Source organism: Elstera cyanobacteriorum (assembly GCF_002251735.1).
GTDB classification, from domain to species: Bacteria; Pseudomonadota; Alphaproteobacteria; order Elsterales; family Elsteraceae; genus Elstera; species Elstera cyanobacteriorum.
The window spans coordinates 337,846-351,216 of the sequence record NZ_NOXS01000033.1 but is presented as its reverse complement, the minus strand read 5'-3'; the positions used below and the strand labels follow the sequence as shown (position 1 = coordinate 351,216).

General features: G+C 63.1%; 12 protein-coding genes. 6 read left to right on the top strand and 6 right to left on the bottom strand.

What is annotated here, in order from left to right; all coding sequences use genetic code 11:
• Positions 1 to 5: 5 nt before the first annotated feature.
• Positions 6 to 1,283 carry an AmpG family muropeptide MFS transporter gene (locus CHR90_RS13870; protein WP_094409609.1) on the top strand — a complete coding sequence of 426 codons (1,278 nt, stop codon included), beginning with the start codon at positions 6 to 8 and terminating at the stop codon, positions 1,281 to 1,283.
• Here CHR90_RS13870 and CHR90_RS13865 read toward each other — a convergent pair.
• Positions 1,256 to 2,299, bottom strand: coding sequence for a glycosyltransferase family 9 protein (locus tag CHR90_RS13865; RefSeq protein ID WP_094409608.1), 1,044 nt, complete (start codon positions 2,297 to 2,299; stop codon positions 1,256 to 1,258). The two genes, CHR90_RS13870 and CHR90_RS13865, sit on opposite strands and share 28 nt — an antisense overlap.
• Before the next feature lie 82 nt (positions 2,300 to 2,381).
• Here CHR90_RS13865 and CHR90_RS13860 point away from each other — a divergent pair, with 82 nt between their 5' ends.
• Positions 2,382 to 5,063 (top strand): bifunctional acetate--CoA ligase family protein/GNAT family N-acetyltransferase, encoded by a 2,682-nt coding sequence (locus CHR90_RS13860; RefSeq protein WP_094409807.1) that lies wholly within the window; start codon positions 2,382 to 2,384, stop codon positions 5,061 to 5,063.
• A gap of 56 nt (positions 5,064 to 5,119) precedes the next feature.
• On the opposite strand, the gene CHR90_RS13855 is transcribed toward CHR90_RS13860, so the two are convergent.
• Complete coding sequence (locus tag CHR90_RS13855) at positions 5,120 to 6,250, bottom strand: type III PLP-dependent enzyme (protein ID WP_094409607.1); 1,131 nt, start codon at positions 6,248 to 6,250, stop codon at positions 5,120 to 5,122.
• 599 nt (positions 6,251 to 6,849) lie between these two features.
• Positions 6,850 to 7,314 carry a MarR family winged helix-turn-helix transcriptional regulator gene (locus CHR90_RS13850; RefSeq protein ID WP_094409606.1) on the bottom strand — a complete coding sequence of 155 codons (465 nt, stop codon included), beginning with the start codon at positions 7,312 to 7,314 and terminating at the stop codon, positions 6,850 to 6,852.
• A 118-nt stretch (positions 7,315 to 7,432) separates the two neighbouring features.
• Between CHR90_RS13850 and CHR90_RS13845 the strand changes: the two genes are divergently transcribed.
• A complete protein-coding gene (locus CHR90_RS13845; RefSeq protein WP_094409605.1) occupies positions 7,433 to 8,452 on the top strand; it encodes an alpha/beta hydrolase in 1,020 nt (339 codons plus the stop codon).
• Positions 8,453 to 8,500: 48 nt separating this feature from the next.
• Positions 8,501 to 8,926, top strand: coding sequence for an organic hydroperoxide resistance protein (locus CHR90_RS13840; RefSeq protein ID WP_094409604.1), 426 nt, complete (start codon positions 8,501 to 8,503; stop codon positions 8,924 to 8,926).
• 96 nt (positions 8,927 to 9,022) lie between these two features.
• On the opposite strand, the gene CHR90_RS13835 is transcribed toward CHR90_RS13840, so the two are convergent.
• Genes CHR90_RS13835 through CHR90_RS13825 form a run of 3 tightly spaced genes read right to left on the bottom strand, consistent with a single transcriptional unit; the run spans position 9,023 to position 11,612 of the window.
• Positions 9,023 to 9,799: an ABC transporter ATP-binding protein gene (locus CHR90_RS13835; protein ID WP_094409603.1), complete on the bottom strand. Its 777-nt coding sequence runs from the start codon at positions 9,797 to 9,799 to the stop codon at positions 9,023 to 9,025.
• Positions 9,787 to 10,569 (bottom strand): ABC transporter permease, encoded by a 783-nt coding sequence (locus tag CHR90_RS13830; protein WP_094409602.1) that lies wholly within the window; start codon positions 10,567 to 10,569, stop codon positions 9,787 to 9,789. Before CHR90_RS13830 ends, CHR90_RS13835 begins: the two co-directional genes overlap by 13 nt.
• Entirely contained in the window at positions 10,569 to 11,612 is a 1,044-nt protein-coding gene (locus CHR90_RS13825; RefSeq protein ID WP_094409601.1) for an ABC transporter substrate-binding protein, read from the bottom strand. The genes CHR90_RS13830 and CHR90_RS13825 overlap by 1 nt, the downstream gene beginning before the upstream one ends.
• A 291-nt stretch (positions 11,613 to 11,903) precedes the next feature.
• Between CHR90_RS13825 and CHR90_RS19275 the strand changes: the two genes are divergently transcribed.
• Both CHR90_RS19275 and CHR90_RS13820 read left to right on the top strand, forming a co-directional pair.
• Complete coding sequence (locus CHR90_RS19275) at positions 11,904 to 12,239, top strand: hypothetical protein (RefSeq protein ID WP_141210959.1); 336 nt, start codon at positions 11,904 to 11,906, stop codon at positions 12,237 to 12,239.
• Positions 12,240 to 12,275: 36 nt separating this feature from the next.
• Positions 12,276 to 13,346: a hypothetical protein gene (locus tag CHR90_RS13820; RefSeq protein ID WP_094409600.1), complete on the top strand. Its 1,071-nt coding sequence runs from the start codon at positions 12,276 to 12,278 to the stop codon at positions 13,344 to 13,346.
• The last annotated feature ends 25 nt before the right edge of the window (positions 13,347 to 13,371 follow it).

Genomic DNA, 13,371 nt, shown 5'->3' with positions numbered 1-13,371 from the left:
CGCCCATGCCCGCAGCCTTCGGCCGGTTTCTAGAGACTTACGCCCGCCTGCCGGTGCTGATCGTGCTGCTGCTCGGCATCGCCTCGGGCCTGCCGCTGGCGCTGACCTATTCCACCCTGTCGGTCTGGCTGACGGAGGCCGGGGTCAGCCGCACGCAGATCGCGCTGTTTGCGCTGGCGGGCACGCCCTATATCTGGAAATTCGCCTGGGCACCGATCATGGATGCGGTGCCGCCGCCGCTGTTCGCCGAATTGGGGCGGCGGCGCGGCTGGATGCTTCTAACACAAATCGGCCTGATCTTCGCCATTCTGGGCGCAGCGGTCACCGACCCGGCGCAATCGCCGACGCAGATCGCCCTTGCCGCCCTCGGCATCGCCTTTTTCTCGGCCAGCCAAGATATCGTCATCGACGCCTACCGCATCGAAAGCCTAGCGCCGCAGCAGCAGGGCGCCGGAAGTGCCGTGACCATCTATGGCTATCGGCTGGGGATGCTAATTTCCGGGGCGGGCGCGCTCTATCTGGCCGAAGTGTTTTCCTGGACCATCGTCTATGCCGCAATGGCCGCGATTATCGCCGTCGCCATCCTGCTGGTGCTGTGCATCCCCGAACCACCCCTGCCGGAAACGGCAAAAGCGCCGCCGCCGCGCGACCTGAACGGCTGGGTGCAGACCACGCTGATCGAACCCTTCCGCAGTTTCATTCTATCGCAGCCGCGCTGGCTGCTGATTCTGCTGTTCGTCGTGCTCTATAAACTCGGCGACGCCGTGGCGGGGGTGATGACCAACCCCTTCTATCTGGCCATCGGCTTTTCGAAGAGTGACATTGCAACGATCAGTAAGCTCTGGGGCCTGATCGCGACCCTCGTCGGCGTGTTCATCGGCGGCTGGATGGTCGGTCAGATGGGCCTGCTGAAGGCGCTGCTGGTCGGGGGCATTCTGCAAGCGGCATCCAACTTCGTCTTCGTTTGGCAGGCCTATGCCGGGGCAGATCTGGCGGTGCTGTCGGTCACGGTGTTTGTCGAAAACGCCACGGCTGGGATCGGTACGGCGCCGCTGGTCGCCTATCTCTCCAGCCTATCGCAGCGCCAATATAGCGCCACCCATTACGCCCTGCTGTCCGCCTTCGCCGCCACCGCCCGCAGTTTCCTCGCCTCCGGCGGCGGCTGGCTGTCGGAGCAGATGAGCTGGGCGTGGTTCTTCATCAGCAGCGCGCTGGTCGCGGTGCCCGCCCTGCTGCTTCTCTTGGTGCTGATGCGCTACGACAGAAAGCCCGAAAGCGCCTGAAGCACCACCTGCGGCGGGATTTTCTCCATCGCCTCGCCGCCAAAATCTTGGGCGCGGATGACGATCCCATCGCGCGCCATCGGTGCAAACTTGCTCGGATCGGTCGGCCCAAACAGCGAGATCAGCGGAATCCCCGCCGCCGCCAGTAAATGCCCGCCGCCGCAGTCGTTCGCGACCCCAGCCGCGCAGAAACTCGCCGTCGCAATGGTGAGATCGGCCCGATATTTTAGCGGGCGCGCGGCACTATGCTGCAACGGGAACAGGCTGCCGGGCACATTGGCGGCGATATCGTCGATCCACGTGGCCTCATCCGGCCCCAGAAACCAGACCGGCACAATGTCGTTAGCCGATAGACTGCGCGCGACGGTCACATAGTTTTGCAAGGGCCAAATCTTATGTTTGCCGCCCGCCCCCGGCGCGAAGGCGACATAATGGTAACCCTCAGGCAGCAACCGCCCGGCCAGCTCGCCAATCTCCCGCGCCATCGGGATCGGCGCCTGCGGATTGGGTGCCTCGCCGGTCGCCAGATGCAGCAGATCGAGCAGCCGCGCGCACATGGCATCGGGCCGCACATAGCCTTTGCCGGGCTTGATAGTGGAAAGGCTGAAGTCGGCGGCGCCAGAGATGAAGCAGCCGGTCTTGATACGTTTCAGCACCAGCGTCGTCAGCATCCGCGTTTGCGTATCGATGACCAGATCGAAGCTGTCGTCCTTCATCGGCCGCCCGAGAATCTCGGTCCAGCTCGACCCGATATCGGCGTTTTCGACAACCTCGGTCAGCAACCCTTTGACCAGCGGCGCGAGCTGCGTCTTGTACGCGCTACCGCCTTTGCCCGCCAGCCAGACGATCTCTCCCTCCGGGAAGGCCGCCCGCAGCGCCCGGACGAAGGGCAGCTTCATCAAACCATCGCCCAACAGGTCCAGCCCAACATAGACCAGCACGCGGGCATCAAGCGGCGGGCGGGGGCGCGGATCGTGTTCCAAGAGGGCTGCCTGCGGCGATGTGTACTGCGTCATGGTTGCCGATCTGAAACCCAATTGGGGTAAAGTGAAACAATCGATCGCCTGCGCGATCCCCTTCTGCCCGAGTCTTATAGCGATGACCGTTCGTAATCTCGACGCCCTTTTTAAGCCCAAGTCCATTGCCCTGATTGGCGCCAGTCAGAAGGAACGGTCGGTCGGTGCGGTGCTGGCGCGCAACCTATTCCGCGCCGGGTTTCAAGGGCCGATCCTGCCGGTGCATCCGAAGAATGCCGCTGTCGAAGGCGTGCTGGCCTATGCCGATATCGATGCGCTGCCGCTGGTGCCCGATCTCGCAGTGATCGCCACCCCGCCCGCCAGCGTGCCTGATCTCGTCGGGCGGCTAGCGCAGCGCGGCTGCCGGGGCGCCGTGGTCATTACCGCCGGGTTCGGCGAGGGCGGCGATTCTGCCGGAATGGGGTTGCGGCAGGCGATGCTCGATGCGGCGCGCCCCCATGTGATGCGCATCGTTGGCCCAAACTGCTTGGGCATTCTGGTGCCGGGTGCCGGGGTCAATGCCTCCTTCGCCCATGTGGCGGCCTTACCGGGGGATATTGCCTGCGTCACCCAGTCGGGCGCCGTCGCGACGGCGCTGCTGGATTGGGCGACGGCGCGCGGCATCGGCTTTTCCCACGTCGTTTCCTTGGGCGACAGCGCCGATGTCGATTTCGGCGATATGATGGATTATCTGGCGCTCGACCCCGGCACAAAATCGGTCCTGCTTTACATCGAAGGCGTCACCCACGCGCGCAAATTCATGTCGGCGGCCCGCGCCCTATCGCGGCTGAAGCCGGTCGTCGTGATCAAGGCCGGGCGCCATCAAGCAGCAGCAGCAGCAGCAGCCTCCCACACGGGGGCGATGGCCGGGTCGGACGCGGTTTATGATGCCGCCTTCCGCCGCGCCGGGATGTTACGCGTTACCGATCTGTCGGACCTGTTCGCCGCCGTCGAAACCCTCGCCCGCCTGCCGCCGGTAAAGGGCGAGCGGGTGGCCATCGTTACCAATGGCGGCGGCTGTGGCGTGCTGGCAACCGATGCCCTGCTGGACGAAGGCGGCGTTTTGGCCAGCCTAGCGCCGGAGACCATCGCGAAGCTCGATCCCAAACTGCCGCGCACGTGGTCGCGCGCCAATCCGGTCGATATCATCGGTGACGCCCCTGGGTCGCGCTATTGCGATGCGCTGGATGGCGTGCTGGCCGATCCGGGCGTTGACGCTATTCTGCTGCTCAACTCCCCCACTGCCGTCGCCTCCTCCGTCGAAGCGGCAGACGCCGTGATTAGCCATTTGAAGCGCGGCGATAAGCCGGTGCTAACCTCCTGGATGGGCGAGCTTGAAGCGCAGGAGGCCCGCCGCCGCTTCGCCGCCGCCGATCTGCCGAGCTTCGCCACGCCGACCGAGGCGGTGAAGGGGTTGATGCATCTGGTCCGCCATCGGCGCAATCAGGCGCAATTGCAGCAGCTTCCCGCCGCCATGCCCGACGCCACCCCGCCCGATCACGCCACCGTGTCGGCTATCCTCGCCCAAGCGCGGGCGGACGGGCGCGAGTGGCTTGATGAAGCCGAAACCAAGCGCGTGCTGGCCGCCTATGGCGTACCAGTGGTGCGGACGGTCGCGGTCGAGACGCCGGAGGAGATTCTAGAGGCGGCCAAAGACCTGAGCCTGCCGCTGGCGGTCAAAATCCGATCCCCGGATATTACCCATAAGTCGGACGTTGGCGGGGTCGCGCTCGATCTACCGTCGGTCGCCTCCGCCAAAGAAGCCGCCGCCGCTATGCTGCGCCGGGTGAAGGCGCTGAAGCCAGACGCCGAAATCGCCGGGTTCACCGTGCAGGAGATGATCCGCCGCCCCGGCGCCTTCGAACTCATTCTCGGGACCGCCAGCGACCCCACCTTCGGCCCGGTCGTGCTGTTCGGTCACGGCGGCGTTGCCGTTGAGGTGCGCAACGACAAAGCCTTGGCGCTACCGCCGCTCAATATGCCCCTGGCCTACGAACTGATGCAGCGCACGCGGATTTCCCGCCAACTGGCCGGGTTCCGCGCCCGCCCACCCGCCGACCGCGATGCCATTGCCGCCGCCTTGATCCAGGTTGCGCAGCTTGCCATCGATCACCCGGACCTTCGGGAACTCGACATCAATCCCCTGCTGGCCGATGAAGCCGGGGTGATCGCGCTGGATGCCCGCATCCGCGTACAAGAAAAGGGTAAGGCGGCGCCGGTCGCCGTGCCGCCCTATCCCAATCATCTCGAGACCCAGGTGGTGATCCGCGACGGCACGCTGGTCTCCCTCCGCCCGATCCGCCCGGAAGATGCGCCGGATATCATCACGATGATCGAACAGGTCGATCCCGAGGACGTGCGCCTGCGCTTCTTTGCGCCGCTCAAATCTATCCCGCGCCCGATGCTCGCCCGCCTGACGCAGATCGACTACGACCGCGAAATGGCCTTCGTCGCCCGCCCAATGCTGGACGACGGCAGCCTCGGCCCGATCTGGGGCACCGTTCGCCTAACCTGCGACGCCGATCTGACCGTGGGGGAATATGCCATCCTGATCCGCTCGGACATCAAAGGCCGGGGCCTCGGTTATACGCTGATGCATCAGATCATCGGTTACGGTCAGGAGCGCAAGGTCGGTAAAATCGTCGGGACGATCCTGCGCGAGAACGAACCGATGCTGACGATGGCGCGCGACCTCGGGTTCGGCTTGAAGGTCAGCGAGGAAGATACCGGCGTGATGGAGGCGGCATTGCCGCTGGCCCAATAAACAAAAAGGCCGGATCGGGTTGCCCCAATCCGGCTTTTTTTCGACAGCGCGTACCGTTAGATGCAAACCGCTTTCAGCGGGGCGAACCCGTTGAAGTTCACCGCCGAGTAGGAGGTGGTATAGGCACCCGTCGCGAGGATCTTGACCTTGTCGCCGACCTTGAGTTCGACCGGCAGGCGGTATTCGGTCTTTTCGTACAGAATATCGGCGCTGTCGCAGGTCGGCCCGGCCAGGATCACCGGCGCGGTTTCGCCGCCATCGCGGTCGGTGGCGATATCATACTTAATCGCCTCGTCCATCGTTTCGGCGAGACCGCCGAACTTGCCGATGTCGAGATAGACCCAGCGCTTGTCTTCCTCGTAATCCTTCTTCGAGATCAGCACGACCTCGGTCTGGATCACGCCCGCATCACCGACCATCGAGCGGCCCGGCTCGATGATGATTTCCGGGATGGCATTGCCGAAGTGCTTCTGCATCGCGCTCATCACGCCGTCGCAATAGGCTTCGACCGGGCGGATGTTGGCGCGGTATTTCGCCGGGAAACCGCCGCCGATATTGACCATCTTCAGGTCGATATTGGCTTTGGCAATCGCCGAGAACATGGCGGCGGCGCGACCAATGGCAACGTCCCACTGGCCGATATCGGTCTGCTGCGAGCCGACATGGAAGGAGATGCCATAGGGCTCCAGCCCCAGGTCACGGGCGCGCACCAGCAGGTCGGTCGCCATTTCCGGCGCACAACCGAACTTGCGCGACAGCGGCCATTCGGCACCGCCGCATTCCATGAGGATACGGCAGAACACCTTCGCGCCCGGCGCCGATTCGGCGAGCTTTTCCAGCTCGGCTTCCGAATCGAAGGCGAACAGACGCACGCCCTTTTCATAGGCGTAAGCAATGTCGCGCTGCTTCTTGATGGTATTGCCGAAGGACACACGGTCCGGGCTGGCACCCTGGCCCAGCACCAGATCGATCTCGCCACGGCTGGCGGTATCGAAGGAGGAACCGAGGCCGTTCAGCATGGCGACCACGGCGGGTTCCGGGTTGGCTTTGACCGCGTAGAAAATGCGCGCCAGCGGCAGCAGACGGTTCATCGTGCGGTAATTCTCGGCGATCACGTCAAGATCGACCACGAGGCACGGGGTTTCCACCTGGTTTTCGGCGAGATAGCGTTCGATCTTGGCAGTCATGGCGACAAACTCCACACGATAGGCGGATAGCCTATTTTCCCCGACTTGAACCGGGGTTTGGAATAAGGGAAGCGATCTGGTCGCCGCCACATTTGGGCGACTTAGGGAGCGCAGCGATGAAACGAGGGTAGAAGGATCAGGGGCGAGCCGCTTTAAAGGTCGGCGCGCCGCCCACGTCTAGGGCCTAGGCTGCACGCCGACCAAAAGACTAGACGCCGCCACAAACAGGGCGGGGTCGATCATCCTAAGGTGAAGGCGTTTACCAGTCATGGCCACTATTCCCTTCGGCACCAGCAGAGTTGCTAGAGGATCCAAAAGGACGCGGGTCCGTCGTTGCATAACCAACCCTGGGCTTACTTCCCAGATCGGGCCATAGGCACGTGCGAGTGCGTCTAACGCTGCGTATGAGGCAAAACGCCCCCCCGCGCAAGTGAATTTTTCGTATGGATTCCCGACAGAAACGACAGGCGCTTCACCCTGCGGCGCAGGGGCCACACTGCATGCCGCCAAAATCGGCCCACTTCCGCCCTTTTGAGGGAAGACCCCATGTTGGTTAGGGGTATACACCAGGGTTTCCGCGGGAATTATGAAACGGTATCCTAATTATTCTTCATCGTTTCTGCCGCCTCGGCGGATGCCGTCAGCGATCCGCGCAAGCGGGCGATCTGCTGTTTGAGGGTGACGATCTCCGATACCGGTAGCCCAATCGCCGGCAGCAGGCAGGGCGGGATGGATTGCGCCTGATCCTTCAAGGCCCGGCCCGCGTCGGTGAGATAGAGGCGCACCTGCCGCTGATCCTCCGCCGACCGGTGCCGCGCGATAAAGCCCGCCGCTTCGAGACGCTTTAACAGCGGCGTCAGGGTGCTCGATTCAAGATACAGCCGTTCCCCCAGCGCACCAACGGTCTGACCGTCCTGCTCCCACAGCAGCATCATCGCGAGATACTGCGGATAGGTCAGGCCCAGCCGATCCAGCAGCGGCTTATAAACCCGCGTAAAGGCGTGGCTGGCCGAATAGAGCGCAAAGCAAAGCTGATTATCGAGTTTCAGCCATTCGTCGGACATCGGACGGCTCCCCAGAAAATTATCGCACGACCTAATCGTACACGCTTGACAGCCTTCCCAACAAGGCGCATAACAGTCGCATACGATCTAATCGCTGACGACTTAAAAGGAGCTGACCATGACCCCGTTGTCCCACGCCCTCGCTGCGGCGATCGTCACCACCGCCCTCACCCTTCCGGCCTTGGCCGCCGATCCGGTGCTGGAGCCGACGACCCAGAAATTCCTCGATGCCGTCGCCGCCTCGGGCGGCAAGCCGATCTACACGCTGACGCCGGATGGCGCCCGCACAGTGCTGCGGACGGTCCAGAGCGGCGCCAAAGCGCCCCAGGGCATCGACGTAAAGGACAGCACGCTGCCGGTCGGCCCGACGGGGCAAACCCGCGTCCGCATCCTGCGCCCGGCCGGGGCCAAAGGCGCCCTGCCCGCCATCGTCTACTTCCACGGCGCCGGTTGGGTGATGGGCGATACGCTGACTCACGACCGGCTCATCCGCGATCTGGTGACGCGCACTAAAGCTGCACTGGTCTTCGTCGATTACGACCGCTCGCCGGAAGCGCGTTACCCGGTTGCCATTGAGCAAGATTACGCCGTCACCAAGTATGTTGCGGAAAACGGCGCGAAACTGGGCATCGACGGCAAGCGCCTCGTCATTGCGGGCGATAGTGTTGGCGGCAATATGACCGCTGTGGTCGCCCAGCTTGCCCAGGAACGCGGCGGCCCGGCGCTGAAGGGGCAGCTTCTGTTCTACCCGGTGACCGATGCCAGCCTGGACAATGGGTCTTACCGCGCTTTCGCGAATGGCCCGTGGCTGACGAAACCGGCGATGGAATGGTTCTGGAACGCCTATCTGCCGGAAGGCGCCAACCGGGCCGATCCGAAGATCTCGCCGCTCAACGCCAGCAAGGCGCAACTGGCGGGCCAACCGAAAGCCCTGGTCATCACCGCCGAAAACGATGTTCTGCGCGATGAGGGCGAAGCCTACGCCCGCAAGCTGATCGAAGCGGGTGTGGTTACCACCGTGACGCGCTACAATGCGACGATCCATGATTTCGTGATGCTGAACGCGCTCGCCGAAACCCCCGCCGCTCAGGCCGCCCTCGATCAGGCCGCCGGTTTCGTCAAAGCGGCGCTGAAATAAGTTTTCCCTCCCCCAACCCCACCACCTCCCTCTCGAAAGGATCTCATCATGTCGGTTAACGTTCTCTACAAAACCTCCGCCCGTGCTACCGGGGGCCGCGATGGCCATGCCGCCACCCTCGACGGCAGCTTAGATGTGAAGCTGGCGACGCCGAAGGAACTCGGCGGCGCAGGCGGCCCCGGCAACAACCCGGAACAGCTCTTCGCCGCGGGGTACGCCGCCTGCTTCATCGGCGCGATGAAGTTCGTCGGCAGCCAGACCGGGATTAAGGTTCCCGCCGATGTTTCGGTGACCAGCACGGTCGGCATCGGCCCGCGCGCCGCTGGGGGTTTTGGCCTGACGGTGGACTTGGCCATCAGCCTGCCGGGTCTGGATCGCACCACGGCGGAAACCCTGGTCGAAAAGGCTCATCAGGTCTGCCCGTATTCGAACGCGACGCGGGGCAATATCGACGTGAAATCGACCATCGCCTAAGCCGGATGCCGGGGCTTGCCCCCGGCTTTCGAAAGCGAAAGAGCGCCACCCCTGAGGGAGCGGCGCTCTTTTCTATTAGCGGGCTTGGGGGGAAGGCTAAATCCCCTCGCCCTCCGCCCCCATCGCCCGGCCCAAATCGGCACGCACGCGGTCGATGGTGGCCGCCGCGCCGCGTTGACGGGGGCGGGGGTCGAGGATCGGGTGGCTCGCGGTGATCTGCGCGGGCTTGCCGCCGAGCAGGATCACCCGGTCGGCGAGATAGACCGCCTCGTCGATGTCATGGGTGACCATTAGGATGGTGGTCCCGCTGGCCTTCCACAGTCGCAGCACCTCGTCCTGCAATTGCGCGCGGGTAATGGCGTCGAGCGCGCCAAACGGCTCATCGAGCAACAAGAGATCGGGTTCGACCGCCAAAGCGCGCGCCAGACCGACGCGCTGACGCTGCCCCCCAGAAAGCTGATAGGGCCAGCGGGTTTTGAACTCGGTCAGGCCGACGAGATCGAGCACCGCTTCGGCGCGGGCGCGCTGTTCGTCTTTGGACAGGCCGAGGCCCTCCAGCCCAAACATCACGTTCCCCAGAATGCGCCGCCACGGCAACAGCCGCGCTTCTTGGAAGACCAGGGCGCTGGGGCGGCTTTTCGGGCGGGCGGCAAGACGGCTTACCACCGTGCCCGCCGACGGCTTCGATAGATCGGCCAGAATGCGCAGCAGCGTCGATTTCCCGACGCCGGACGCGCCGACGATGGCGACGAACTCCCCGCGATTGAGCGTCAGGTCGAGTTTTTCCAGCACCACCGTCTCGCCGCCGCCGGGTTGCGGATAGGCGAGTTTCAGACCGGTGATCTCGATGATCGGCGGGGTCAGCGTTGCCATTGCAGCACCAGGGCCGTCAGGCGGCCGAAGAGAATATCGGTAAGGCTATAAAGCGCCGCGATGGTCAGCATGTAGAGCACGACGACCGAGGTGGCGAGCAGGGAGGAGGCTTCCATCATCCGCGCGCCAATGCCGGGAATGCCAAACAGCTCCGCCGCCACCACCGCCATCCAGCCTTGCCCCAATGCGATGCGAATGCCGTTGAAGATGCCCGGCGCGGCGGCGGGCAGCACGATCTTAAAAAGCTTCGCGCCGCGCCCCCGATGGCCGAAGGCGTCCGCCACTTCCAGCAAATCGGGATCGACCCCGCGCACGGCGGCGAAAGCGGCGAAATAATTGATCCAGAAAACACCGATGGCGATGATGAAGGTCGCCGCCGCCTCGGTAATCCCAAACCAGATGACGGCAAAGGGAATCCAGGCAATCCCCGGCACCGGACGCAGCACGCGCACGATGCCGAGTTGCAGCGCCTCGAAGGTCCGCGATAAACCAGCGGCAATGCCCAGGGCGATGCCGAGGCCGGAGCCGAGCAACAAGCCCGCCGCATAATGGCCGAAACTGCCCTGCACCGCCTTCAGCCAATGGCCGCTCAACCATTCGCGCAAGGCCGCCGCCGGGATCATCGACGGCGGCGGGGCGAGCGTGCGGGACAGCAGCCCGCTCTGCGCCAGCGATTCCCAAACTCCGAGGAAGAGCGCCAACCCGGCAAGCGACAGGATCAATCGGTGCAGGGCGGCGCGGTTGGGGCCAACGGCAGGCGCAGAGGACATTACTGGGCAGCGGCTTTCTTGTAGGGGCCAACATCAAACAGCGTATCGAGCGATACGGTCTGCGGCAGAGTGCCGATTTTCGCCTGGAAAGTCTGCATTTTATCGACGGAGGCGCGGATCGCATCCGGGTTGGCTTCGAACTTCGACGAGGGGGAGGCCAGCGCCTTTTCGATCGTCGCCTGATCGGTCAGGCCAGCGCCGATGAACTTATGCACCGCTGGGGCGGCTTTCTTCGGGTCGCTGCTCAGCAGCTTGGTGGCGCGGACGTGCAGGGCGACCAACGCGTCGATGGCCGCCGGGTTCGCCTTGCGGGCATCGTCGCGCACGGCGAGCACCGAACCGGGCTGGCCCGGGAAGATTTCCCCGCCAAGGCCGACCACTTTCACGTCCGGGTCAAGGTCACGGATGATGGTAATCACCGGCTCGCGGACCGCCGCCACATCCACCGCCTTGGCCAGCAAGGCTTGCTGGGTCTTTTCGATCCCCATCGGCAGAATCTCGATCTGGGTCTGGTCGAGCTTACCGACCTCGTTCACCCAATAGCGGGTAACGGTATCGGGCACCGACCCCGCAGGCTGGGTAGAGATTTTCACCTTGGCGCCGGTTTCCTTGAAGAAAGCCGGGACGGCGGCGGCGGCGGAGCCGGTCTTCGCCACTAGTTCGGCGAATTTGCCGCGCCCGACCAGGGCGATTTCTTCCGTCGCGGTCGCCGCCAGCACGGTCACGCCGATGCCATTGGCCTTCGCCACAATGAACGGGCTGACCCCGGCATAGAGCACGTCGAGCTTGCCCGAGGCCAGCGCCTGGATCATCGCCGGGCCGCTATCGAAGCGGGTGATCTGGAGGTCAAGCCCCGCTTCTTTTGCCCAACCTTCGCCTTCCACAACGAACAACTGCGAAACGCCGAGAACGGGAATATAGCCGACTTGCAGCTTCACCTGCGCCGCGGCGGGCAGCGCCGCCACCGCTAGCGTCGCGGTCAGGCCGACCAGCGCGGCACGACGCCGGACGGAGCGCATGATCAAGGTATGAAGGAAAGGCATCGTAAAACCTCTTTGAAATTCGCCCTTCAACAAATCACAGGTCTTTTTATTCGTAAAGCATAATTCACAATAAACATTGTTTTTTTGTGAATTAGAAATTTGATCTCTACCGAATTAATTGCAAAACTGCTCAAATCTCTAGCTTTCGTATTGCGCAGGATGGCTGCAATAGATAGCCTGTCATACAGACTTTGATTGCAGATCAAAGGTTAGCCGATCAGAAAGAGCGGCGCTGACCCTGGGGCAAAATGCTACCGGGCAGACATTATAACGGCTTGACGGAGCATAGAAATGCCATCGATCGCCGGGTCTTCACTTGCCACATTCGGCAAGCCCAGAGCCATGCGCCGGGCGAAGTTGCCCCCCTTGCGCAGCTTCCAATTTCCCACCTATTCACCTTGGCGCGGCGGTGGGGGTTCCCCTCCAGGGATCGCCCCACAGGCGTCCAGTAAACCACAAGCGGCGTCTTTAACCTATAGCTACACTGGGCTTTACACGCCGCCCTCCGGCCCAAGCGGCCCCAGCAGCCCGCCGGAGGATTTTCTCGTCCCAGAACTCGAAATCGAAAGCCGATCCTTTGCGCCCGGCCAGTCGATCACCCTGATGTCGCTGCTGCGCATCCGGTAACCCGTTCTGGATAAGTTTACGAAGTTTATTATTGGGATGTATGGGAGCCCGTATTTCACCGACGGCACCGATCCAACGCAGTTCGGCACCATCGAGATTGGCGGGACCACCCAAATGCCGGGGATTGGCGATTCAACTACCGGCTGGGTAACGTGGATCAACTACGCCTATGACGATAGTCTGGTCGAAACGGCGGTCTATCAGGCGGGCAGCCTTGACCATGTGACGCGGCTGATGGTGACTGGTATCACGGAAAGCGGCCTGTCCATCAAAGCCGATGGCCTGCTAACAACGAATGCCGTATCCGATACCACACCCAATACGGCCACAGCAGCAGATATCGCAGCGGTCGCCAAACAGTTCATTGGCATGAAGTGGCACTGGAATGGCTGTCATGCCCTTGCCTCGAACATTGCCGCCATTTGCGGCGTGGAATTGCCTGACCCGGTTGCGGGCTTCGCGATGACACCCTTCGATGCCGCCGACTCGGAGTTTGTTGAGGTCTATAAAACCGGGGGGATCGATAGCGGGAGCTTTGTCGATCTGCTGCAGCCTGGGGATATTGTTCGGGTAGCGGGCGGCTCCGTTATCCCAACCGGGCATACGTTTACGGTGGTCGAGGGGTACGGGAAAGACGCCCGGGTTGTCGATAACCTTGGGACGCCCGACGCTGCAGGGCTTGTTACCCTGACCGAACATGACCTCAGCTATCTCGTTACCTCGACCAATACGACGATCTATCGCTTGGGCAAAGCTGACAAGAGCGGCAATCGTGTTCCCATCGTCACGGGCAGCGATACCACGATCACGGCGGGCGCCCCGGTTTCGGTCAGCGGCATCGTGCAGGGAACAGACAGCGACGGGACGGAAACGATCACGCGGTACCTTCTGTCAAGCGCTGGCGGGCTGCGCTTCCTCTTAGACGGAACCGATCTCGGCGCATCGGCCACCGTCTCTGCGCATGATTTCGAACGATTGCAAGTCATGGGAACGGTGCCGGGCGCTGCAACGCTCCGCGCCAAAGCGATCGACGGCAAAAGCGACAGTAACGAGGTAACACTGGCCGTTACCGTCGATGCGGCCCCGCCGATGATGATGATGGTCTAGACTATAAGTGCGGGGGGGGGGGGGG

Excerpts from the sequence above, each read along its gene's own strand:
- CHR90_RS13850 (WP_094409606.1), bottom strand. The coding sequence starts at position 7,314 with ATGTCCGACGAATGGCTGAAACTCGATAATCAGCTTTGCTTTGCGCTC.
- CHR90_RS13820 (WP_094409600.1), top strand. The coding sequence starts at position 12,276 with ATGTATGGGAGCCCGTATTTCACCGACGGCACCGATCCAACGCAGTTC.
- CHR90_RS13855 (WP_094409607.1), bottom strand. The coding sequence starts at position 6,250 with ATGACTGCCAAGATCGAACGCTATCTCGCCGAAAACCAGGTGGAAACC.
- CHR90_RS13830 (WP_094409602.1), bottom strand. The coding sequence starts at position 10,569 with ATGTCCTCTGCGCCTGCCGTTGGCCCCAACCGCGCCGCCCTGCACCGA.
- CHR90_RS13845 (WP_094409605.1), top strand. The coding sequence starts at position 7,433 with ATGACCCCGTTGTCCCACGCCCTCGCTGCGGCGATCGTCACCACCGCC.
- CHR90_RS13840 (WP_094409604.1), top strand. The coding sequence starts at position 8,501 with ATGTCGGTTAACGTTCTCTACAAAACCTCCGCCCGTGCTACCGGGGGC.
- CHR90_RS13860 (WP_094409807.1), top strand. The coding sequence starts at position 2,382 with ATGACCGTTCGTAATCTCGACGCCCTTTTTAAGCCCAAGTCCATTGCC.
- CHR90_RS19275 (WP_141210959.1), top strand. The coding sequence starts at position 11,904 with ATGCCATCGATCGCCGGGTCTTCACTTGCCACATTCGGCAAGCCCAGA.
- CHR90_RS13825 (WP_094409601.1), bottom strand. The coding sequence starts at position 11,612 with ATGCCTTTCCTTCATACCTTGATCATGCGCTCCGTCCGGCGTCGTGCC.
- CHR90_RS13835 (WP_094409603.1), bottom strand. The coding sequence starts at position 9,799 with ATGGCAACGCTGACCCCGCCGATCATCGAGATCACCGGTCTGAAACTC.
- CHR90_RS13870 (WP_094409609.1), top strand. The coding sequence starts at position 6 with ATGCCCGCAGCCTTCGGCCGGTTTCTAGAGACTTACGCCCGCCTGCCG.
- CHR90_RS13865 (WP_094409608.1), bottom strand. The coding sequence starts at position 2,299 with ATGACGCAGTACACATCGCCGCAGGCAGCCCTCTTGGAACACGATCCG.